This is a genomic window from Steroidobacter agaridevorans, from assembly GCF_009932555.1.
In the GTDB taxonomy this organism is placed as follows: domain Bacteria; phylum Pseudomonadota; class Gammaproteobacteria; order Steroidobacterales; family Steroidobacteraceae; genus Steroidobacter; species Steroidobacter agaridevorans.
On record NZ_BLJO01000007.1, the window covers coordinates 260,779 to 282,315 of the forward strand.

17 protein-coding genes and 1 pseudogene are annotated in these 21,537 nt (G+C 62.4%); 7 read left to right on the forward strand and 11 right to left on the reverse strand.

The features are described from left to right. Window positions 1–73: 73 nt before the first annotated feature. Window positions 74–1,492 (forward strand): glycoside hydrolase family 88/105 protein, encoded by a 1,419-nt coding sequence (locus GYH35_RS24765; protein WP_202624638.1) that lies wholly within the window; start codon window positions 74–76, stop codon window positions 1,490–1,492. A 1-nt stretch (window position 1,493) separates the two neighbouring features. On the opposite strand, the gene mltB is transcribed toward GYH35_RS24765, so the two are convergent. After that, window positions 1,494–2,516 (reverse strand): lytic murein transglycosylase B, encoded by a 1,023-nt coding sequence (mltB, locus tag GYH35_RS24770; RefSeq protein ID WP_161829764.1) that lies wholly within the window; start codon window positions 2,514–2,516, stop codon window positions 1,494–1,496. Window positions 2,517–2,764: 248 nt separating this feature from the next. Here mltB and GYH35_RS24775 point away from each other — a divergent pair, with 248 nt between their 5' ends. Then, complete coding sequence (locus GYH35_RS24775) at window positions 2,765–3,544, forward strand: DUF2238 domain-containing protein (RefSeq protein WP_161829765.1); 780 nt, start codon at window positions 2,765–2,767, stop codon at window positions 3,542–3,544. On the opposite strand, the gene GYH35_RS24780 is transcribed toward GYH35_RS24775, so the two are convergent. After that, the gene (locus GYH35_RS24780) at window positions 3,534–4,394 is read right to left on the reverse strand and encodes an aldo/keto reductase (RefSeq protein WP_161829766.1); all 861 of its coding nucleotides are present in this window, start codon (window positions 4,392–4,394) and stop codon (window positions 3,534–3,536) included. The genes GYH35_RS24775 and GYH35_RS24780 overlap by 11 nt on opposite strands. Window positions 4,395–4,478: 84 nt before the next feature. Then, window positions 4,479–6,263 carry a CocE/NonD family hydrolase gene (locus GYH35_RS24785; RefSeq protein ID WP_161829767.1) on the reverse strand — a complete coding sequence of 595 codons (1,785 nt, stop codon included), beginning with the start codon at window positions 6,261–6,263 and terminating at the stop codon, window positions 4,479–4,481. Window positions 6,264–6,617: 354 nt separating this feature from the next. Between GYH35_RS24785 and GYH35_RS24790 the strand changes: the two genes are divergently transcribed. Continuing rightward, window positions 6,618–9,050 carry an immune inhibitor A domain-containing protein gene (locus GYH35_RS24790; RefSeq protein WP_202624640.1) on the forward strand — a complete coding sequence of 811 codons (2,433 nt, stop codon included), beginning with the start codon at window positions 6,618–6,620 and terminating at the stop codon, window positions 9,048–9,050. A 95-nt stretch (window positions 9,051–9,145) separates the two neighbouring features. Beyond that, window positions 9,146–9,916 carry a VOC family protein gene (locus tag GYH35_RS24795; RefSeq protein WP_161829768.1) on the forward strand — a complete coding sequence of 257 codons (771 nt, stop codon included), beginning with the start codon at window positions 9,146–9,148 and terminating at the stop codon, window positions 9,914–9,916. On the opposite strand, the gene GYH35_RS24800 is transcribed toward GYH35_RS24795, so the two are convergent. The 6 genes from GYH35_RS24800 to GYH35_RS24825 form a co-directional block, all read right to left on the reverse strand. Continuing rightward, the gene (locus GYH35_RS24800; RefSeq protein ID WP_161829769.1) at window positions 9,913–10,803 is read right to left on the reverse strand and encodes an SDR family NAD(P)-dependent oxidoreductase; all 891 of its coding nucleotides are present in this window, start codon (window positions 10,801–10,803) and stop codon (window positions 9,913–9,915) included. The two genes, GYH35_RS24795 and GYH35_RS24800, sit on opposite strands and share 4 nt — an antisense overlap. An 11-nt stretch (window positions 10,804–10,814) precedes the next feature. Next, the gene (locus GYH35_RS24805) at window positions 10,815–11,435 is read right to left on the reverse strand and encodes a TetR/AcrR family transcriptional regulator (RefSeq protein WP_161812515.1); all 621 of its coding nucleotides are present in this window, start codon (window positions 11,433–11,435) and stop codon (window positions 10,815–10,817) included. Window positions 11,436–11,638: 203 nt separating this feature from the next. Beyond that, window positions 11,639–13,231 carry an AMP-binding protein gene (locus tag GYH35_RS24810; RefSeq protein ID WP_161829901.1) on the reverse strand — a complete coding sequence of 531 codons (1,593 nt, stop codon included), beginning with the start codon at window positions 13,229–13,231 and terminating at the stop codon, window positions 11,639–11,641. Then, on the reverse strand, window positions 13,228–14,865 hold the full coding sequence (locus tag GYH35_RS24815) for a carboxylesterase/lipase family protein (RefSeq protein ID WP_161829770.1): 1,638 nt from the start codon (window positions 14,863–14,865) through the stop codon (window positions 13,228–13,230). The genes GYH35_RS24810 and GYH35_RS24815 overlap by 4 nt, the downstream gene beginning before the upstream one ends. Then, window positions 14,865–16,112: a spinster family MFS transporter gene (locus GYH35_RS24820; RefSeq protein WP_161812513.1), complete on the reverse strand. Its 1,248-nt coding sequence runs from the start codon at window positions 16,110–16,112 to the stop codon at window positions 14,865–14,867. The genes GYH35_RS24815 and GYH35_RS24820 overlap by 1 nt, the downstream gene beginning before the upstream one ends. Before the next feature lie 64 nt (window positions 16,113–16,176). After that, window positions 16,177–18,423, reverse strand: coding sequence for a TonB-dependent receptor (locus GYH35_RS24825; RefSeq protein ID WP_161811755.1), 2,247 nt, complete (start codon window positions 18,421–18,423; stop codon window positions 16,177–16,179). 197 nt (window positions 18,424–18,620) lie between these two features. Here GYH35_RS24825 and GYH35_RS24830 point away from each other — a divergent pair, with 197 nt between their 5' ends. From GYH35_RS24830 to GYH35_RS35000, 3 genes and pseudogenes are all read left to right on the forward strand, one after another. Continuing rightward, complete coding sequence (locus tag GYH35_RS24830; RefSeq protein ID WP_161829771.1) at window positions 18,621–19,391, forward strand: SDR family NAD(P)-dependent oxidoreductase; 771 nt, start codon at window positions 18,621–18,623, stop codon at window positions 19,389–19,391. A gap of 61 nt (window positions 19,392–19,452) precedes the next feature. After that, a pseudogene (locus GYH35_RS35510) lies at window positions 19,453–19,830 on the forward strand (SDR family NAD(P)-dependent oxidoreductase); the annotation flags it as partial. Window positions 19,831–19,892: 62 nt separating this feature from the next. Then, a complete protein-coding gene (locus GYH35_RS35000; protein WP_235936854.1) occupies window positions 19,893–20,144 on the forward strand; it encodes a Rossmann-fold NAD(P)-binding domain-containing protein in 252 nt (83 codons plus the stop codon). A 13-nt stretch (window positions 20,145–20,157) separates the two neighbouring features. On the opposite strand, the gene GYH35_RS24840 is transcribed toward GYH35_RS35000, so the two are convergent. Both GYH35_RS24840 and GYH35_RS24845 read right to left on the reverse strand, forming a co-directional pair. Then, entirely contained in the window at window positions 20,158–20,403 is a 246-nt protein-coding gene (locus tag GYH35_RS24840; protein ID WP_161829772.1) for a hypothetical protein, read from the reverse strand. A 57-nt stretch (window positions 20,404–20,460) separates the two neighbouring features. After that, window positions 20,461–21,483 (reverse strand): glycoside hydrolase family 43 protein, encoded by a 1,023-nt coding sequence (locus tag GYH35_RS24845; protein WP_161829773.1) that lies wholly within the window; start codon window positions 21,481–21,483, stop codon window positions 20,461–20,463. Window positions 21,484–21,537: the final 54 nt, after the last annotated feature.

The window sequence follows — 21,537 nt, forward strand, 5'->3', positions numbered from 1 at the left end:
AACTCATTCCGACAACCAATAATTCACCGCCGCGCGACCGCTGGCGGCAGCGTCCGAAATGCATGAGGACTTCATGGAACGTTTGCTCCAGACCAACGCGATTCGCTCATTGTGCGCACTGGCGATGCTTGCGACGGCGAGCGCGGCGCTCGCTCAGTCCCAGCCCACTCAGATCCACACTTCGCCTCGCGTCGATCCGGGCGTGTACTCAGGGCGACTGACGCCGAACTACCCCACGCCGTATCAACCTGCCACGACACAGAGCATCGAGGCGACTCTGCAGCGAGTGCACGCTTATCTCGAACAAGCGGCCCCACTGCGTGTTGTGAATGGTGCGACCGGCGCCGAGGTGTCCGACCTGAAGAAACTGCCGGACCTCGCGGCACTGGACCGGACGGATCTGCTGATTCTCACCTATGAATGGGGTGTGACTTACTCGGGCATGCTGCTCGCCGCCGACGTCACGGGCGATACGCGCTATCGGAAGTACACGCAGGAGAGACTGGCCGGAATCGCGACGCTCGCCGCGCACGCGAAGAAACATCTCGCCGCCGATGGATCGGTCCCTGCCGTGGCGCATGGCATGAGCATGCGATCGATCGTGAAGCCGCGCTCGCTGGATGATGCGGGTTCGATGTGCGCCGCCATGATCAAAGCGAATCGGGCCGGTCTGGGTAACGACCTGCGACCGTGGATCGACAACTACGTGCAGTTCGTTTCCGGCACACAGTTCCGGCTCGCGGATGGGACGCTGGCGCGCAATCGTCCGTTGCCGGAGTCGCTGTGGCTGGACGATCTCTATATGAGCGTGCCGTGCCTGGCGCAAGCAGGCAAGCTGACCGGCGACAATCGTTACTTCGACGATGCCGTCAAACAGATCCTGCAATTCTCCGAACGAATGTTCGTACAGGAGCGCGGGCTCTTCATGCACGGCTGGGTGCAAGGCATGCAGCCCCATCCGGTGTTTCCATGGGGGCGCGCCAATGGCTGGGCGACGATGGCCATGGTCGAGCTGCTGGAGGTGTTGCCCGAGACTCATCCCGGTCGCGCCAGGATTCTGGAGATCTACCGAACGCATGCCGCTGCACTCGCAGCGGCTCAGGGTCATGCTGGCCTGTGGCATCAACTGCTGGATCGGCGTGAATCGTACGAAGAGACCTCGGCGAGCGCGATGTTCGTCTATGCGCTGGCGAGAGGCATCAATCGCGGCTGGCTCGATGCGCGAGCGTTCGGGCCGGCCGTGTCACTGGGATGGAATGCCGTCACGACCAAGGTGAACGCGAAGGGCCAGGTCGAAGGCACTTGCGTGGGCACGGGCATGGGCTGGGATCCCATGTTTTATATGTATCGGCCCGTGCACGTGCTGGCGGCGCACGGCTATGGGCCGGTGTTCCTGGCGGGTGCGGAAATGATCGCCTTGTTACGTGCTCAGGCCGACGTCGTCGTCAACGACGGCGGCGTGCACTTCGGCAAGGCGACCAGCCCGCACTAGCTCAGTTGTTCGCGGTCATCTGGGTGCGGGCCTCGCGAATCGCATTGGCGAGGTCCAGCACGGCCGTGGCGTAGAACGTCGACCGGTTGTAGCGAGTGATGGCTTCGAAGTTGCCGAAGCCGGCCACGAATTTCGACGGCTTGCCCGGCGTGGGCAGCTCGACGACGGAGCACGCGCCCTCGGGCAGACGCTTCACGGAAAACCTGACGCCCTTTTCCTTCAACGCCTCAACCTCGTGACTGCGCTCCAGGCCGGTCACCAGGTCGGCCGCACTGCCTTTGGGCAACTGCACCGGCACCAGCGCCGGCTCGCCATCGGCCCAGCCGAACGACTTGAGGTAGCTGGCGATGCTGCCGATCGCATCGGACGTGCTGCCGGCGAGATCGATGACGCCGTCACCGTCGAAATCCACGGCGTACTTGCGGACGCTCGACGGCATGAACTGCGGCAGGCCCATGGCGCCCGCGTACGAACCTTTGATTTTCAGCGGATCGATGCTCAGGTCGCGCGCCATCAGCAGCAGCTCCTTGAGCTCGTCACGGAAGTATTCCTGTCGACGCGGCCCGTCGAACGCGATCGTCGTCAGCGAATCGACGACTCGGAACGAGCCGGTGTTCTGGCCGAACGCGGTCTCGACGCCGAGGATGCCGAGGATCACCTCGGGTGAAACGCCATATTCAGCCTGGGCACGACGCAAGTCCGCTTCGTGCAGGTCCCAGAAGCGGGTGCCGGCGGCGATGCGAGCCTTGGTTAGAAACTTGGCGCGGTACTTGGGATACGAACGCACCGGCGGCGTCGCCGACTTCGGCCGCTCCGGGCCGATCAAGCGGGACACGACGGGCTGATGCCGCGCGTCGCCGAGAATGCGCTCGAGCTCGGTGGCATCCAGGCCGTGCTCGGTCTGCATGGCCTCGATGAATTCACGCACTTCGGCGCGAGCCAGATATCCGGTGCTGGCGTTCGCCGAGTGGACGCTCAGAAAAGTAGCCAGCACCACGGCGGCCGCGGCAAAACGAAAGGTCATCGCGCTTCCCGAAAAAAAAGTGATCCAGGTCTCAGCCCAACTCGACGGGCCCGGGGGTTGTCCCCCGTTGTTTGTTCATCGGCTGGATGAAGCAAAACATAATGTGCCCGGGGAATTTATGGAAGTGATCGTGCTCACAATCTTTGAGTGGAAGACCCACCCCCTAACCCCCTCCCGTGTACGGGAGGGGGAACAAGAGTTTTTTATTTTCTCCTGCGGAGGGCCCGGAGCCCGGAATCGCGCGGCGCATGCTGGCTGCACCGCTGGCGCCAGGGTACATTCCGCAGCAATTCGCTCCGGAGACTCGCGTGACGCGCAAGGCTTATTTATCGACGCTGGCCGTGCTGTTTGGCGTGCTATGGATTGCGCTCGCCATCGCGCCGCTTCACCGGTCGGATTGGCTGCTCGAAAACGTGCTGCTACTCCTGGGCGTCGCCGGCCTCGTGGCCACGTCGCGCGTCTTCCCGCTGTCTCGCGTGTCGTACACGACGCTGTTCGTGTTCTTCTGCCTGCATACGATCGGTGCGCACTACACCTACTCCGAAGTCCCATACGACCGGACAGTGCAAAGCTTATTCGGGTTCTCCATCGACGAGCTGTTCGGCTGGGAGCGCAACAACTTCGACCGGGTGGTTCACTTCAGCTACGGGCTGCTGCTCGCCTACCCGATCCGCGAAGTGTTCCTCCGCATCGCATCGGTGCGCGGGTTCTGGGGTTACTTCCTGCCGCTCGACCTGACCATGTCCACATCGATGCTCTACGAACTGATCGAATGGGGCGCGGCCGTCGGCTTCGGCGGCGACCTCGGCACAGCCTTCCTGGGTTCGCAAGGCGACGTTTGGGATGCGCAGAAGGACATGGCGCTCGCGTCGCTCGGCGCGCTCATCACCATGACGATCGCGGCATGCGTGAACATCGCCTACCAACGCGACTTCGCCCGCGAATGGGCCGACAGCTTCCGGATTCGCAGCAACGAGCCTCTCGGCGAAGTCGCCATCGCCCGGATGCGTGGCGAAGTTACGCCCTGAGTTTATTCAGCGACGCGAATTCAGCCTCCGAAAGTTGTATCTCGACCGCCGCGACATTCTCCTCGAGATGTTTCACCTTCGAGGTGCCGGGGATGGGCAACATCACCGGGCTGCGTTTGAGAATCCAGGCCAGGGCGATCTGGCTCGGGCCGACCCGGTGTTCCTTCGCGATCTTGTCCAGCACGGAGCCTGATCTCGCCAGCTCGCCGGCCGCGAGCGGATACCAGGGAATGAAACCGATGCCCTGCTGCTCGCAGTAATCGAGAACCGATTCGGCGCCGCGGTTCGCCAGGTTGTACATGTTCTGCACGGTCGCGACCGGGAACACTTTCGAGGCCGCCTTGATCTCCTCCACCGTCACTTCGCTCAGCCCGGCGAACCGGATCACGCCTTCGTCGAGTAGCTGTTTGACCGCGCCGAACTGTTCCTCGCGCGGCACGTTCGGATCGATCCGATGCAGCTGCCACAGATCGATACGCTCCACGCCGAGCTTCTTCAGGCTGCCATGCGCCTGCTTGATCAGATATTCCGGCCGGCCATTCGGCACCCACTGGTCCGGACCGGGCCGCGTCAAGCCGCCCTTGGTCGCAACGAGCAGCCCCTTATACGGATGCAACGCCTCGCGCAGCAGCTGCTCCGACACGTCGGGACCGTAGGAATCCGCGGTATCGATGAAGTTCACGCCGAGCTCGGGCAGCCGCTTCAACACACGCAACGATTCGGCCTTATCGGCGGGCGGGCCCCAGATGCCTTCGCCAGTGATGCGCATCGCGCCGTAGCCCAAGCGGTGAACCTCGAGCTCACCGCCAATACGAAACGTGCCCGAGCGGGCTGCTGTCAGGGTTGCCATGGGGGTCTCCGTCGTGAGCCGGGATTGTGGCTTGCCTGAGCTGCGAAGAAAATCATTCGAACCTGTCATTGTGCGAGATGCGCCCTACATGCCTGGCTGGCCGATCGGCACGAACAGCGTGCTCGGGTGCGCGCGATCGTGGTACAGCTTCACCGTGACGGTGCGAGCGTCGCGCATCGTCTCGGACGACACATCGCCGCCGCTGTTGTAATTCTTCTGGCTGAAAGTCGAATTGACCGGCCCGATCACCAGCCGCAACCGGCTGCCCTTGCGCACCATGCGCGACGTGAACATGAAGCCGTCGAACTCATACTTGAGCGGCTCACGCGTCGTCACGAGCTTGGCCTGTCGCTCGCTCTCGCGATAGCGCGCGCGTTGCTGATCGTTGGTCAGCAGGACGGAACTGGCATCCGGGCGAATCTCATAAACAGAGACCGCGAAATCGGTGTCTGGCTGATCGATGGCCAGCCAGGCCGACAACTTGAAGAAGCCACTGACCTCTGTGTCACGCTCGAACGGCGCCGTGTGATAAACGAGCACCTTGCCCTGCTGCGCGTAGATCGGGCGCTGATCCGTGAGCGACGAGGGATCCACGTTGCGCTCGACCTCCGCAATGCTCAGATCCCGTGGATCGTAAACATATTGATCGGGCTTGCCCTTGCCCGGCGCAGTGGCGAGAGAGCCCGATGCCAGCACATCGTTGGCATTGCCGTTCGAGTCCAGGAAATAAGAGCGCGACTCCGCGGTCACACCTTCGAGCGTATCGGCATAACGCCACTTGTCCGCATCCATGACGTAGTACGCCACACGCTTCTGCAGGAACTCCGGCTTCTGGCCGCCTTGCATGGTCCAGGCATACCAGTCGAGATGCAGTTTCGGCAGATCGACCAGGCTCTCCTTGCCGAACGTGAGTCCGCCGAATTGCGCTTGCGGCGTGCGAGTGCCGGCATGGTCCCAAGGACCGATCACGAGATAGTGCCGCGCCTTGGCGTCGGCGTTGCCATGCTTCATGTGCTGGCGATAGTGCTCGATGGCGCCCGGTTGATCGCCGTCGTAGCTGCCGGTGATCGTCAGGATGGGCAGCGACAGCTTCGAGTACTGCTCGGCCGTCGGGTTGTATGAATCCCAGTAGTCGTCGAGCTGCGGATGCGCGACCCATTCCTGGAACGTCGCGGACGGATTGCCGAGCATCGTATCCAGTTCCCTGAACGGCTTGCCCGAGGTGAACCACTGGCGATTCACCGCGCCCCAGAACGCCGTGTCACCGAAGATACTGGCCTGCGAGCTGTTGCCGCTGGTGAACGTGAGCCACTGCATTAGATAAGGCGCCGCGATATTCGCGCGCATCGGGAAGTCAGTCCCTGCGTACGGCGAAGCGACCGGCACGATGGTCGCGAGATGCGGCGGAAATTCCTTGGCTGTCACCCACTGGTCGTAGCCCGCGTACGAGCCACCCCACATCGTCACCTTGCCGTTGCAATAGGGCTGTTGCGCGAGCCATTCGACCACGTCGTGACCGTCGCGCGCCTCCTGGATCAGCGGCCGGAACTCGCCTTCGGAATTGCCTCGACCGCGCACGTCGACGGTCAGGAAAGGATAACCGCGAGCAGCGAAGTACATGCCGCGATCGTGATAGCTCTGCGAGATGTATGGCGTCAGTGTGAAGACACAGGGAGCGGGCTCCTTCTGCTGCCGCGGCGTGTACACGGTTGCATTCAACTTCACGCCATCGCGCAGTGGAATCTTCACGCCCCATTGGAACTTGACCTGCTCCGCATCCGGCGGCGGCGCCGGCTGATCGGCCCGGACGGCGGCCGTTGCCAGCGCACCGAGCATGACTGTGAACACGAGGGTCGACTTGAGCTGCACGTCTTGTTCTCCGAGTGGGTCGCCAGACGCCGATGAGTCTACCGAGTCCCCGGGTCCCACCGGTCTCGATAAGCAACGATTGTAACGCCCGGCTCGCAAGCCCGATTCGCGCGAACCCGTAAGCGCACCGGCAGAAATATAACAAGGGGTAGCATCCGCACTGTTCAGGTGCGCACGCTTCGATCGACACTTGCCGGCTTTGTAAATATACAAAGCCTCGCCAACGGCATCGTTGTATACAGAAAATTCCGCCGAAATGTTTCCTGGCTGTCGTTGACTTCCAATCGCGAAGCGGATCACAGTTGGGCATCGCACGGGCCTGAGCGCCCAAACAACAAGAGAGGCAGGGAAACTATGTGTAAAGCGTCGCGCCAGCGTCGTCGCTGGCTGATCCCTTTCTATTCACTTTGTTTCGGTCTCACCTCGACGGCGGCACTGGCGCAGGAGTCCGTCCTGGTCGCGCCCGGCGAGCCGGCGCTGGCCGGCTTTACGGTCAAGGGCCGGGCCAACAGCGACGACGTGCCGCATCCGGCCGGCGAAAAACGTCGCGAGATGCGCAAGCTGGGCCTGGAAGAAAAGGTTCGGGCCGAAGCTCAATCCTCGAGCCAGCTCTCGGGCCAGACGTTCGGCCAGAGCTCGCGCCGGGTGCATCGGATCGGCCGCGGAAAATACCAAGGAAAGTATATCGAGCTGGAGCGCGAGAGCGAGGACCTGATCTTCACCGTGCTGGGCGAGTTCGGCACGCAGATCCATCCGGCGCTCGGCGGCCTGCCCGGCCCGTTGCACAACCAGATTCCGCAGCCCGATCGCACCGTGGATAACAGCACCATCTGGACGCCGGATTTCTCGCGCACCCATTACGAAGCCCTGTTGTTTTCGGAACAGCCGGGCGCGACCTCGATGCGCAATTTCTACATCGAGCTTTCCTCGAACCGATACACCGTCGACGGCGAGGTCACCGACTGGATCGGCGTCCCTTACAACGCCAACCGGTACGACGACGATGTCACTTACAACTGCTCGTTCCCCGGCTTGCCAGGAGCGTATCCCTGCGCCGGCGTGTGGCTGTTCCTGCGTGACTCGCTGAACGGCTGGTACAACGCGCAGCTGGCGGCGGGCAAAACGGCCGACCAGATCAACGCCGAGCTGGCGAAGTTCGACGTCTGGGATCGCAACGACTACGACGGCGACGGCAACTTCGACGAGCCGGACGGCTACATCGATCATTTCCAGTCGGTGCATGCCGGCATGGGTGAAGAAGTCGGCGGCGGCGTGCAAGGCGGCGCGGCGATCTGGAGCCATCGCTGGTTCGCTTATTACAACATGGCCGGCCTGCTCGGCCCGGACAACAACAAGGCCGGCGGCGTCCGCATCGGCAACAGCAATTACTGGGTCGGCGATTACACGGTCGAACCCGAGAACGGCGGCGTCGGCGTGTTCGCGCACGAGTTCGGGCACGACCTCGACTTGCCCGATCTGTACGACACCAACGGCGGCGACAACTCGACCGGCTTCTGGTCGCTGATGGCGTCGGGCTCCTATGGCAGCGACGGCAAGGTCGACATCGGCACCAAGCCCGTGCACATGGGCGCTTGGGAAAAACTGCAGCTCGGCTGGCTGAAGTACGAAGTGGCGCACGCCGGCAAGAAGTCGCACCACAAGCTCGGCCCGTCGACTTACAACACCAGAAACGCTCAAGCGCTGATCACGGTGCTGCCGGATAACGTCATCGGACCTTATGCGGGCGACGCGTTTTATTACAGCGGCAGCGGCGCCTTGCTCGACACCACGATGTTACGCACCGTGACCTTGCCGGACGGCGCCGCCTCGCTGAGCGCACAGGTTCAGTACGACATCGAAGCCGACTGGGACTACGCCTATGTGGTCGTCGTCGATGGCGGCACGACTCATCTCGTGCCCACCAATCTGTCCACGACGACCAATCCCAACGACCAGAACGAAGGCAATGGCATCACCGGCAGCACCGGTTTCGAATGGGTGGCGCTGACCGCGAACCTTTCGGACTTCGCGGGTAAGACGGTGCAGGTCGGCTTCCGCTACTGGACCGATCCCTTCACCAATGGCCTGGGCCTGATGATCGACGATATTCAGATCACCGGGCAGCAGGCCGATGGCGCCGAAGTCACGGTCCCTTGGGTGTACAACCCGCCGACCGGCGGCTTCCGCGCCGTGCAGGGCGACCTGGGCAGCTTCTTCAATGCCTATGTGGCCGAGTTCCGTCAGTACCGTGGCTACGATAAGAGTCTGCGCACCGGTCCGTATGTTTTCGGCGATCTGAATTCGCCCACACTGCAGGACTGGGTGACGCACTTCCCGTATCAGGACGGCCTGCTCATTTCCTATTGGGACACGCGCCTCGGCGACAACAACACCAGCGCCCATCCGGGCCTCGGTTTGATCCTGCCCATCGATGCGCATCCGACGCCGCTCACTCGCGAAGACGGCGCTGCCTGGAGCTCGCGTTATCAAAGCTTCGACTCGACGTTCGGGCTCGAAAGAACCGACACCTTGAAGCTGCGCCGTCTGGGCGTGGATTACGTGTATCCGTCGCAGCGTGCCGTATCGGTGTTCGACGATCGCGTTCAGCACTGGCGCGCGGCGACTCCGGCAGCGGGCGTGAAGAATCCCAACACCGAAACTCTGATTCAGGTGAAGGACGTGAGCAGGGACGGCGCCGTCATGGAGGTCGAAGTCCGGCCGGCCCGGCGCGGCCACAAGCCTCACAACTGGTCCTGGGATCGCAGGGGCTGGAACTGGTGGGACTGAGCAAAGAAACGTTTTGATCGCGATGCTTCGATCGACAGAGGCCCCGCACGGGTTAAGCTCGTGCGGGGTCTTTGCTTTGAAGGAACCGACGCGACATGAACGCCCGCTCTCTGATCGTTTGTTTCTCGCTGCTGCTGGCGCCGCTGGTTCACGCTGCGGAACCCGCCGGTTCGCCGACCCACTCTCTCGTCGCCGCGAAAGTGATCGTCGCCGACTTGAAGCAGGCTCTGGATTTCTACCAGCAGAACTTCGGCCTGAAGGAAGTGGCTCGCGAGAACGTCGAGGGCCAATACGACCAGGTCATCCTCGGCTTCGGCTCCGGAGTGCGTCTGACGCTGGTGTCCTCGCCAAAGGAACAGTTGCTGCAAAAGAGCCGCTATCCGGTCGTGCTCATCTACACACCGGACTTCGAGACCATCGTGAAACGACTCGAAGACACGAAGCAGCCGGTGCGGCGGCTGCCCAAGTCACAGTCAGGTCCATATAACATCGCGATCGCTCGCGACCCGAGCGGCAACGCCGTCGAGATCCTGGCACGCCAGCAACCCCCAGCCATCGGCGCCGCCAAGCTCATCGTTGCGGATCGCAAGGACGCGGAAGAATTCTATACGTCGCTGCTCCACGCCAAGCCGCTGCAGTATTTCAACACGCCGACCTACGATGAAGTGCTGCTCGGGTTCAACGACGGCATGCTGGCGCTGTTTCAGCCGAAAGATGAAGCGCCCTTGCCCAAGAGCCAGTTCCCGCTGGTGACGTTTCGCACGCGCGACATCGATGTCACGAAAGATGATTACGCGACCGGCATCTCGAAAGATCCGAGCGGCAATGTCTTCGAGATATTCATGACTGTGCTCGACGCTGATTAACGCTCGGCCATGGTCGGCGCCACATAGCCGGCGGCGGCCAATTCGCGTTCGGCCTGCTTGAAACCGTAAGCCGGGACGAGCTCGTCGGTGCGATCGCCGATCTGTTCCCACTGCGCGATCACCTGCTCGCCCGCATCGGCATCTCCGCCGACCTGCACGCCTTTAGTAAGCGTGATATTCGCGCGTGCGAAGTGACCCGCGCCGGCACATAGGATTGCGCGATTCGGCGCCTGCTCTGCGACCAGCGCGAGCAGGCCGGGGCTGACCAGCTTTGGATCGAGACACTGCAAGGCTTCCTCTGCCAGCACACCGTGAGTCATCTGCGTCGCGGCCGTCGGCGCCAGGCAATTGACGCGGATGTTGTGCTTCTCGCCTTCCAGTCCCAGCGTTTGCATCAGCCCCACCAGTGCCAGCTTCGCCGCCCCGTAATTGGACTGGCCGAAATTTCCATACAGGCCCGACGACGACGTGGTCATCACCACGCGCCCGTACTGCTGCTGGCGCATGATTTCCCAGACGGCCTTGGTGCAAATCACCGCGCCCATCAAATGAACATCGAGCACCAGGCGGAAGTCTGCGAGGCTCATCTTGGCGAAGGTCTTGTCGCGCAGGATGCCGGCGTTGTTGATGAGAATGTCGACCCGCCCCCAGTTCGACATCACGCCGCCGATCATGGTCGCCACCGCCGCCTCGTCGGTAACCGATGCGGCTACGGGAATCGCTTCGCCGCCCGCAGCGACGATTTCGCCAGCGACACGAGCTGCGGCCGCCTGATCCATGTCGTTCACGACGACCTTGGCGCCATACCGCGCCAACAGCAGCGCATGCGCCCGGCCCAGTCCACCGCCCGCTCCCGTAACGATTGCGACGCGCGACTCCAATCTCATTGCATTCCCCTTCATTGACTACCGCAGACGGCCAGGAAACCGCCGGCCATGAATCTGGCCATGCGTTTCTTCACGGCCTCGAAATCTTCCGACTGGCAGACCCCGCCGGACAACTTGTCGATACGCCCGGTGCGCGCCAGCGTCAGCAACAACGCGCCAGTCACGAAGTGATATCCCCAAAAGATATCTTCGTCGCGACACTCCGGCAGCGCCCGCTTCAGCAGACCGATGAGCTTCAGCACCACCGGATCGAAGTGCTTGTCCATCAGCTCGGCGCCCCACTCCGGCGTGTTCGCGACCTGCGCGCCCAGCCGGCCGTAGTTCTTCCAGCGCTTGCCGCCCTGGATATAAAGATCCAGGTCGGTGTCGAGGAACGCGTGCAGCGCACCTTCCACCGTCGGCTTGCCGTTGGTCGACGCGTCGTAGGCGTCGAGCGCGTCCATTCGCCGCGTGCTCGTCACTACGGCGCGGCGGCCGAACACCGCATCGAACAACTTCTTCTTGTCCCGGAAGTAATAGTTCATGAGCGTGTGATGCACGCCGATCTGCTTGGCCACGTCCTTCAACGTGACGCCATACAAGCCATGTTTGGAGAACAGATCCTCGGCCACGTCCAGAATCTGCTCGGTCATCTCGGCGCGCTGTTCGGCCTTGGTCGGGCGCTTGCCGCGCGCCTTGGCGGACTTCGCGCCGGACGGTTTCGCCTTGCCCGACGCCTTGCGCCGGGCCTTCACTTTCTTCGGAGCCACATCTACAGCCACTGTTCCAAGCCTCCATCGTCTCGCGGCACTCGAGGCGCGGACGATCCGAAGGCACTCCGGTTCGACGCTCCGCCTCAACCACCGCCGTATTCTAATCTGAGGCGCATCTTGTCGATCTTTCCGGTCGAGGCCAGCGGCATGCGGGCCAGGCGCAGCACGGCATCGGGAATCCACCAGGGCGCCACCTGCCCCCGCAGCGTCGTGAGCAGCGCCTCATCGGTGATGGCCCGATGGTCGCGCAGCTCCACCAGCAGGACGGGGCGTTCGCCCCACTTCGGGTCGGTGCGGCCGATCACCGCGGCCAGCGCAACTTCGGGCAGGCGGCCGATAATGGCCTCGATCTCGGCCGGATTGATCCACTCGCCGCCCGACTTGATCAGGTCCTTGGCCCGACCGGTGATGATCAATTGACCGTCGCCGTCGATACGGGCCAGATCGCCGGTGTTGAACCAGCCATCGGCATCGGTCGCGGCCCGCTCATCGCCGAAATAGCGCTCGATCACACTGGCGCCGCGCACTCGCAGGTGCCCTTCCACACCTCGTTGCTCCGGCAGCGCTCGCCCATCGGCGTCGGTCAGCAGCAGATCCACCCCCACCGCGGGACGCCCCGAAACAGCCGCCGCGCGCTTCGGATCATTCGGCGCCGACATCGTGCCCGAGGGCGACAGCTCGGTCATGCCCCAGCTGGTTTGGAGCGAAACGCCGAGACGTCGCTCGATACGCTCCATCAAGGCTGGCGGCAAAGGCGCGCCGCCCACCAGGATGCGCTTCAGCGTCGGCAACTCTCCGCCGGTCGCTTCGAGATGTTCGACCAGCCCCAGCCAGACTGTCGGCACGCCGACGGCAATCGTTACACCCTCGGCCGCAATCAAACGCGCCAGGCTCGCACCGTCCGCATGGCGCCCCGGCAAAACCAGTTTCGCCCCTGCGGCCGGAACGGCAAACGGCAATCCCCAGGCACTGGCATGAAACATTGGCACGACGGTGAGCACGCTGTCGGCGGAGGTAATGCCCAGCACATCCGCCTGAAGCAGACGCAACGTATGCAGGAAGCTGGAGCGATGCGTGTATGTAACGCCCTTCGGCGCACCTGTCGTGCCCGAGGTGAAGCACAGGCCGGACGCAGCCCGTTCGTCGAAGCCGCCCCACGCGATCGGATCGCGAGCCGTCGCTATCGCCTCTTCCAGTGCGATTGCCGCCGGCCCATAACGCTCGCCGCGCCACGCATCCAGTGGTCCGTCGATCACGACGATGTTTGTAACTGTCGACGTACGCTCGATGATTTGCTGGGCGAGCGGCGCGAGATCCGCGCTCACGAACATCACCCGACAAGCGGACTGCGCCAACATCGACGCGAGCTGCGCAGCGGTGAGTCGAGGGTTGAGCGTGTGACAGACCGCGCCCATGCCCATGATCGCGTACCAAGCCTCGACATGCGCCTGTGTATTCCAGGCGAGCGTGGCCACGCGATCGCCGAAACCGATGCCGAAATCTCTGAGCAGCGCGGAAACACGCACGCTGCGTGAACGCAAGTCTGCGTAGCTCACCCGGTCGGCTCCGCCACCGTCGCGTCCCGTCACCACCTGCGCGCGCGGATGCCACTTCGCCGCGTGATCGAGAAACTTATCCAGAGTCAGCGGGAACTCTTGCATGGACCCTTCGATCATCGACACGACTCCGCGGCCGGCGGCAATGTCGGCGACAGAACGCCAACGTTCCAATTCCATGCCTGCGCACCGCTCGCTCGTCGCCGGCACACCACCTGTTCGTTCAATTCATACATGCCCGGCATGAGATGCGTCGCCGCTTTTGGCTCGCCGCCAAAGGTCATGTAGGCACGGGTCGAGCCGTAAGCCGGCCAGGGTGTGTGACCTTCGGCCCTCGGCTCCGTGGTGCGGATGAAGCTGGCCCAGTAATCGAGCATCGCGTCGGATAGTTTTGTCTCGACCGGCGTAGACGGCACTTTCGGCCACAGCGGCGGTGTTCGTGCCGCTGTACCAAACACATAGGGAAGCTCGGCGGCGTGGAATGCATGCAGGCCGGCCTTCTGCGCGGCCGGATAGCCATGATCGAACAGGTACAGGAATGCGGGCTGCCCCAGCGCCGTTTGTTTTCTCACCAGCCGCTCGGCCGTCCACCCATACAAGGCGTCGCGCGTCGTTGCGAGAATACTTTCCTCGAGTTTGGCGCTCGGATAGAGGCGCAGGAAGTCATCGGCGAGATCGGCATATCGATCGCGGATCTGCAATTGATACGCCTTGCCGTTTCTCGGCACCGGTGGCGCAAGGAAACGCAGCGAGCGGATCTCACCGCTGTTGAAGCCCGCGATAATGGGCACGGACGCCTGCTCGCCACGATCGAATACGTCGACCAGTTGGCGCGGCAATACGCGGCCATCGATCGTCCCGAGCGGGAAGTAGCCCACACGTGCGGCAACCTCCATCAACTTTTGCGGTTCTATCGATCGCAGCGACGGCAGGTCTTTCGCACCCAGCGCCGTTACGACCCGTGCGCCGATCGCCTCAGCCGCTTGTTCGCCAAAGCGCGATTGCTTCAGCTCGGGCGTGGAAATCATGTAGGCGCTCTGCGCGATTGCCTTGTGAAATAGCCCTCGCGCCGGCGGCGAGGCCATCAAATACATCACGCTCAGGCCGCCCGCCGATTCACCCGCAATCGTCACGTTCGACGGATCGCCACCGAACGCGGCGATATTGCGCTTCACCCAGCGCAGCGCTTCGATCTGATCGAGCAGACCGTAGTTGCCCGAAATGTTGCCGTTCGACTCGGCGCTCAGCAGAGGATGCGCGAGATAGCCCAAGACACCCAGCCGATAGTTGATCGATACAACCACGACGCCGCGCTCCGCGAGCTTCGTGCCGTCGTACATCGGCTCGCTGCCCGAACCGGTCGTCAGCGCACCACCGTGAATCCAGACCATCACTGGCGCGTTGCTGACACCCTGCTTCGCCCAAACATTGAGGAACAGGCAGTCTTCACTGACCTCGCCCAGATCCCAGGCGTAGATGCTCCCGGAGCGCGCCTTGGGTTGGATGCACGCCGCTCCGAACTTCGTCGCGTCGCGCACACCATTCCACGTCGGCATCTCAACCGGCGGCTTCCAACGTGCGACGTCAACAGGCGGCTGCGCGTATGGCAGTCCCTTGAACACATTTACTGCGCCCTCGGACACACCCCTCATCGTACCGGCCGGCGCACGGACGACGGGATCCTGGTCGGCAGCCGCAGGCAAAGCAAAGCAGACCGCAGCACTCAACGCGATGACACGCAAACGAAATGACATCAAAGGTTGTCTCCAGTCGAGACCGCTTCGCGCCTCAGTTTCCGAGCCAGGCTGAGGAACATCACGACGGCAAGCACGTAGAAAGGCACGAGCGTGTAGAAGGCGATCTGCAGCGAGTTGTTCGGGTGAGTGTCGCGGAGCAGATCGCTGACGGCTCCGAGATACGTCGGGCCCAGCCCGAGCCCGATGAGATTCATGACGAGCAACAGCAGCGCGCCGGCGAGCACACGTTCCTGCGGCCGCACTTCCTCCTGCACCAGTGCGACCGCTGGCGAGAGATAGAAGTAGTTGAAGAAGGTCGGCCCGACGAGAAACAGCAGCGCGAGCGGCCACGTCGGCGCCCATACAAAACCGATGAAGAACGGAATCGCGAGCGCCAGCCCCACCGCCGGCACCATTGCATAAGCGTGCTTGCCGCGTGGAGCGAACTTATCGATGAGACGGCCGGACGCATACATGCCCGCGCTGATGCCGATACCGATGAGCAGTGCGTAGTAGACCGCGACCTCGTTGAGCGTCATGCCCTTCTCGCGCATCAGGAACAACGTTGTGAAGTTCAGCGAGGCATAGGTGACAAACTGCGTGGCGCCACAAGCAAGCGACACGAACACCAACACCGGTCGCGAGAAGAACATTGCGACCGTCTCGTAGAACCCTGCCTTCTCCATCGCCAGCGGCGATTGCACGGCGGATGGCTTGAAGTCCAGACGCCCACGTTCCGGCTCTCGAACAAACAAATAGACCGCGAGCGCCGTGACGACACCGACCGCGCCGAGCACCACAAACGCACTTCGCCAGCTATAGGCGGCAGCGATCGATGCGCCGAAGGCCACTCCCAGCGCTTGTCCCAACGGCGGGCCGAGATTGAACAGGCCCAGCGCGGTGCCGCGAGTGCCCGGAGCGAAGTAGTCCGAAATGATTGCGTACGACGGCGGCACGCCGCCCGCCTCGCCCACGCCCACCGCCATGCGAGCGGCGACGAGCTGCGGATACGTCGAAGAGAATCCGCAAGCAACGGTCGCCGCACTCCATAGCGCGCACGCGAACGACAGCACCCGAACGCGATTGGTCCGATCCGCCAGCCACCCGACCGGGATCGAGATCAGGCAATAGAACAGCGCGAAGTACAGCCCGCTGATGCGCCCCAGCTGGCCATCGGTCACCTGCAAATCATCCTGGATCGGCTTGGCCAGGATCGACAGCAACTGCCGATCCAGGAAGTTCAGGACATAGACGAAGCACAGCATGCCGAGCACGAACCAGGCTCGTGCGTCGGGCCGCGCGGCTGCGGCGGTCGACAACGCTTATCTCCTACAGATCGTAGTTGATGCGCAGGCCGATCGTCCGCGGCCGCATGGTGCCGAAACGACTTGCCAGGAACGCTTCGGGATGGATGTAGGTGACCGAGTCGTCGTTGAATAGATTCTCGACGTAGGTCGTCAACGTCAGTTGCCCCAGGATTGCACCGAGTGTGAGGTTCACGTTGTTGTAACTATCCGTGTATCCATAGGTCGGTAGCACTCGATTCGGTGCGCCAGGAACGCGCGGGAACGAGCTCGGGAACGAGTCGACATGCTGGAAGGCCGCCCCGAAGAAGCCACGCGCGCTGGGTGTGACATCGAAGCCGTAGTTCAGATACGCCGCGCCCTGGAATTTAGGCGCCGCCAATCTGGCGTCGGGCACCGCGCCGGAGATGGCAGCTTCTTCCGGAGTCAGCTTCGTCACGTGCGCTTGGTTGAAAGAGCCGCTCAAGCCAAGTTGCAGACCTTGCAGCGGCAGCGCGGCGATCTCGAATTCAAAGCCCTTGCTGCGCGCTTCACCAATATTGGTGGCGAACTGTACCGAGTCAGAAACGCGGTTCGCCTGTACCTGGATGTCGCTCCAATCGATCAGATAAGCGGCGAGGTTGGAAGTCAGGCGACCGTTGAACCACGTGCTCTTCGCGCCGATTTCATAATTCTGAATCTTGTCTGTCTCAGCGCCATTGGGAATGACCAGGTCATTGGGATCGACCACACTGCGCCGGCCGGCAAAGCCATTGACGACGGGCGCGCGAAAGCCGGTCGAAACCGTTGCGTAGGTCGTCACTTCCGGCACCGGTTGGAACGATGCACTCACTTTGTACGAGGGCCGACGTTCCTTCGCCTTCACGCCCGTCGTCGCCGCGATGGGCACGACTGTCAGCGGTCCGGAGAAGCCGGGCGTCAGCGCGGCGCCGAGATAGTTGCTGTTGTAGCCGCCTTCGACGTAGACCTGAGAATCCAGGCCACCGTAGCGCAAGCCGCCGGTCAGCCAGACCCGGTCGCTGATGTGATAAGTCAGCTCGCCGAAGCCGGCGATCTCATGCGAAAGCGCATGGTTGTATTGCCGCTGGTAGTACTCATCCGGCAGCCCGGTGATGCCCCGCGCCGCCAGGAACTCGGGCGACGAGCGGTAGAAATAATCGACGTCGTGACGCCGGTCGAGGAAGAAGCCGCCGATCACCCAATCGAACTTGCCGCCCGGATCGGAGGCGAGCCGCAGCTCTTCGACGAAGGTGTCCTGATAGCCATTGGCATCCAGACCGAATGCAATCGCGCCATTGAAGGTGCCGGCCAGATCGACCCAGAACTTCTGATCGAACGTCGAGTAGGTGGACGAGCTGGTCAGCAGCGCGCCATCGAACTGGTATTCGACCGTGGCGTTGAACGTGGTGAGCTCGCCGACGAACAGGTCCGGACGATCCGAGTTGCGCTTGCGGTCGCCGAGCGCCGGATTGGTGAGCGACGAATCCTTCGGATTGCTGTCTTCGTACGAAGCGAGCAGGCGCACCGACAGTGCCTCCGTCGGCTTCCACAACAGGATGGCGCGACCGCCCCAATCGACCAGCGTGTTCGAGTTCTTGATCCCGGTGCCGATGTTGTCGAGATAACCCTCTTCGTCACGATAGAACCCGACGACGCGCAGCGCCAGCTTGTCCTCGACCAGCGGCGCGTTGAGCATGCCGTTGTAACGTTGCCGCAGCGAGTCGCCGTCGGTCACACCGGTATCGACCATGGCGGCGGCGTCGAACGAGTTCAGATCCGGACTCTTGTTGAGAATGCGCAGCGCGCCGGACAAGGAGCCCGATCCGAACAACGTGCCCTGCGGGCCGCGCAGGAACTCGATGCGCTCCACATCGAAAAGATTCGGGTCGAGCACCGTGGTGTTGCCGATCGTCGAGATCGGCAGCTCATCGATATAGATGGCCACCGTGTTCTGCAGGTTCGCGCCGTAGCCGTTGGTGGCGATGCCGCGCGCCGTGAAATTGTTGAAATTGGCAGTGGGCTTGTTGAGCACGACGCCCGGCGTTTCACGGGCCAGGCCTTCGTAACCGACGATGCCTTTGGTGGTCAGATCGTCTTGTGAGAATGCAGTGATGCTGAGCGGCACATCCTGCAATCGTTCGCTGCGGCGTGTGGCCGTGACGATGATTTCTTCGAGCTGAGCCGCTCCCTCCCCCGAAGCCTGTGCCGCAGCCAGTGCCGGTATCGCAATCAACGCGACCGCCGAGGCGGACGCCAGCAGACCAGACGCCATAGTTCCCCCTGCAAAGAAACGCCGGTCTTGGTGCCAGCGCGTGGCCGGGATCATGCTACCCGGCCGCGGCTGTCGTCAATACTCACTCACTCGTGTGTGAGTATCTTTGAACCGACGCGCAGCCGTTCGCTGCCCGATCGCCCCGCTCTTTCTCATTGGTGGTGTGCTGAGGGGGCACAGCGGCTACGATGTCGCCCATGGCTCAAGTGTTCATCACCGGCTCGTCTCAAGGCCTCGGCCTGATGACCGGCCAGCTGCTGGCCGAGCAAGGACACTCGGTTGTACTGCACGCTCGCGATCAAAGCCGCGCGAAAGAATTGAAGGCCAAAGTGCCTCGCGCAACCGGCGTTGTGCTTGGCGATGTTTCAACTCTGCAGGCGATGCGCGACGTTGCCGATCAGGCGAATGAGTTCGGGCCGTTCGATGCAGCGATACACAACGTCGGCATCGGCTATCGCGAACCACGCCGTGTCGAGACCGCAGACGGACTGTCACAGCTATGGGCTGTGAACGTGCTTGCCCCTTATGTGCTCACGGCCCTCATGCCGAAGCCGCAGCGCCTCGTGTATCTCAGCTCCGGCATGCACCTCGGCTCCAACGCGAGCCTCGATGACATACAGTGGTCGAAGCGTCGCTGGGATGGCAGTCAAGCCTACTCAGACACCAAGCTTCACGATGTACTGCTCGCCTTCGCAGTGGCGCGGCACTGGCCGGATGTTCTTGCGAACGCGGTGTCGCCAGGATGGGTGAAGACGCGCATGGGCGGGCCCGGCGCCAACGACGATCTCGATCAAGCACACCTGACTCAGGCCTGGCTCGCCGTCAGTGATGACAAGGAGGCGCGGGTCAGCGGCGGCTTCTTCTATCACAAGCAACCGGGGCGCTTGAATCCCGTGACGAAGGATCCGTCACTGCAGGATCGGCTGATCGAATACTGCCGCAGGATCTCCGGCGTGGCCTTGCCATAACGCGACAACTCACGCACCGATACTCCAATCAACCGCGGTGAAGCCGTCATCAAATAGCCAGATGACGACGACATGGCTAATCACCGGATGTGCCAGCGGCATCGGCCGAAGCACGGCTCTGCTAGCTCTCGAGCGCGGCGCGAACGTAGTTGCCACTGCACGGAGCGCGGAACGCCTCCTCAGCCTGAAGAAACATTACGAAGGCCGGATAGTTCTGGTCGATCTCGACGTGATCAACGAGCACGCGGCGCGAGCGGCCGTGGAGGTTGCGGTCGAAAAATTCGGCAGGCTGGACGTGCTGGTGAACAGCGCCGGCTATTCTCACCTGGGACCGTTCGAGCAAAAATCGCCAGCGGCATTCCGCGCCGAGGTCGAAACAAATTTCTTTGGTGTCGTGAATCTGGTGCGCGCCGCCTTGCCGATCATGCGTCGGCAGCGCTCGGGATACATCATCAATATTTCATCGAGCTCTGCCCGCTTCGGCGGACCGGGAGAAGCGCGATGCCCAAACTGCTGCCCGAATATGAAGCGACCGTCGGCGCCATCATGCAGCGGACCGAGGGATTGTCGGGCAACGAGCCCGGCGATCCAGACAAAGTCGCCGGGGTCATTTTCGACCTTACCCAGCGCGATGACATCCCGGAACATCTGATTCTAGGCAGCGATGCACTAGCGCGCGTAGCGCAGGCCGAAGCGATTCGATCGGACGTCGCGGCGACCTGGGAACAGGTCAGCCGATCGACCGATTTCTAAGCCTCGGCAAACCTCACTTAGGATCGGGATCGGGAGGCGCTGTCGTCGTCTGCTCCGTCGCGCTGTCCGTTGCATACGGACGTTCCTTATCCGGCGTCGTTTCAGGCAGTGCGTCTCGCGCCGAGGGATTCGAGTCCATGGGGCGACCCTCGCCGGGAGGTTCGTTGTTTCTCGTCGGATCATCACCGGCCGGGTGTCCGCCCTTGCTGCATGCCGCGAGGGCGAGCAACGCGGCGGAAATGCAAAGGAACTTACGCATGCAGTTGCTCCCGGTTGAATGCGTATTCAACTGCGTGCTTCACGGCAAGTTCCGTGTCTACGGCCGGCGCGTAGGACAGCGCCACTCCTCAGCGCGCTCGCTATCCAGCTTGATGAATGGCTCACCCGCCGCAGTCCACTCAAGTTCACTGATATGCATGGCCCGGCAGCGATCTCGCTTTCCGTCCGGCAACACGTTCCATGCGTGATACGCGATGACCGTGCGCCCGTCGATCTGCAGGATCGATTGATGACCGGGACCAAACCAGCCGACGGGCTGCGCAGGTGTCTTCAGCAAAGGTTGCGTGCTTGCATCCTTGCAGGGACCTAGCGGCCCGTCGCACCGTGCGTAGCCGACCGCATAGCCTGGCTTGTCGTAGGCATTGGCGGAATAAAACAAGTAATACGCGCCCTCTCGCTTGAACATGGTCGGCGCCTCGATCACGTGGCCTTCCCAAGGCTGATCGTTGCTCACGCCGAGTTGTTTCGCTGTTCCGACAGTGGCGAGGCCCGTCGAGTCGAGCTCGCGCGCGAAGATCCAGGTCGGCCGCTTGCAGCAGTTGCCGTCGTTTTTGTAATAGAGATAAAGACGGTCGCCGTCGCGAAACGGACTCACATCGATCACGCCTTCGGCGAATTCATCGCAGATCAACGGCGTATCGTGCGGAACGAAATCCCGATCGGGATGCGTGCTGACAGCTGTGCCGATGCACAGACGCCCGATCCCGTCGGGCCGTGTGACCGATTTGGAACGTGCGCTGAAATACAGAACGTAATGCGAGTCCACGCGCAAGACTTCGGGCGCCCACACGTCGGGCTTGTTCTCATTCACCCACGCAGGCAGGCGCGCGAGCCCTTCTGTCGGCACGGACCAGTGCTCGAGATCGTCGGATGAGGAAATCTGTACACGAACCCCGTCGGAGTTCGTGGCGTACGCATAGGTACGACTGCCGCTTTCCAGCAGAAACGGATCTGGGAAGTTCCGGCGCAGCACCGGATTGCGGTCTGCCAGCGCCTGGGTGGACAGGCAAATCCCAAGCAAAATCAACGCGATGCACGACGACGCTGCTTGGCGTGCCATTGATATGATAAATCGTCTCAAAGCATTCTCTTTTATCATACTAATAAGTATATT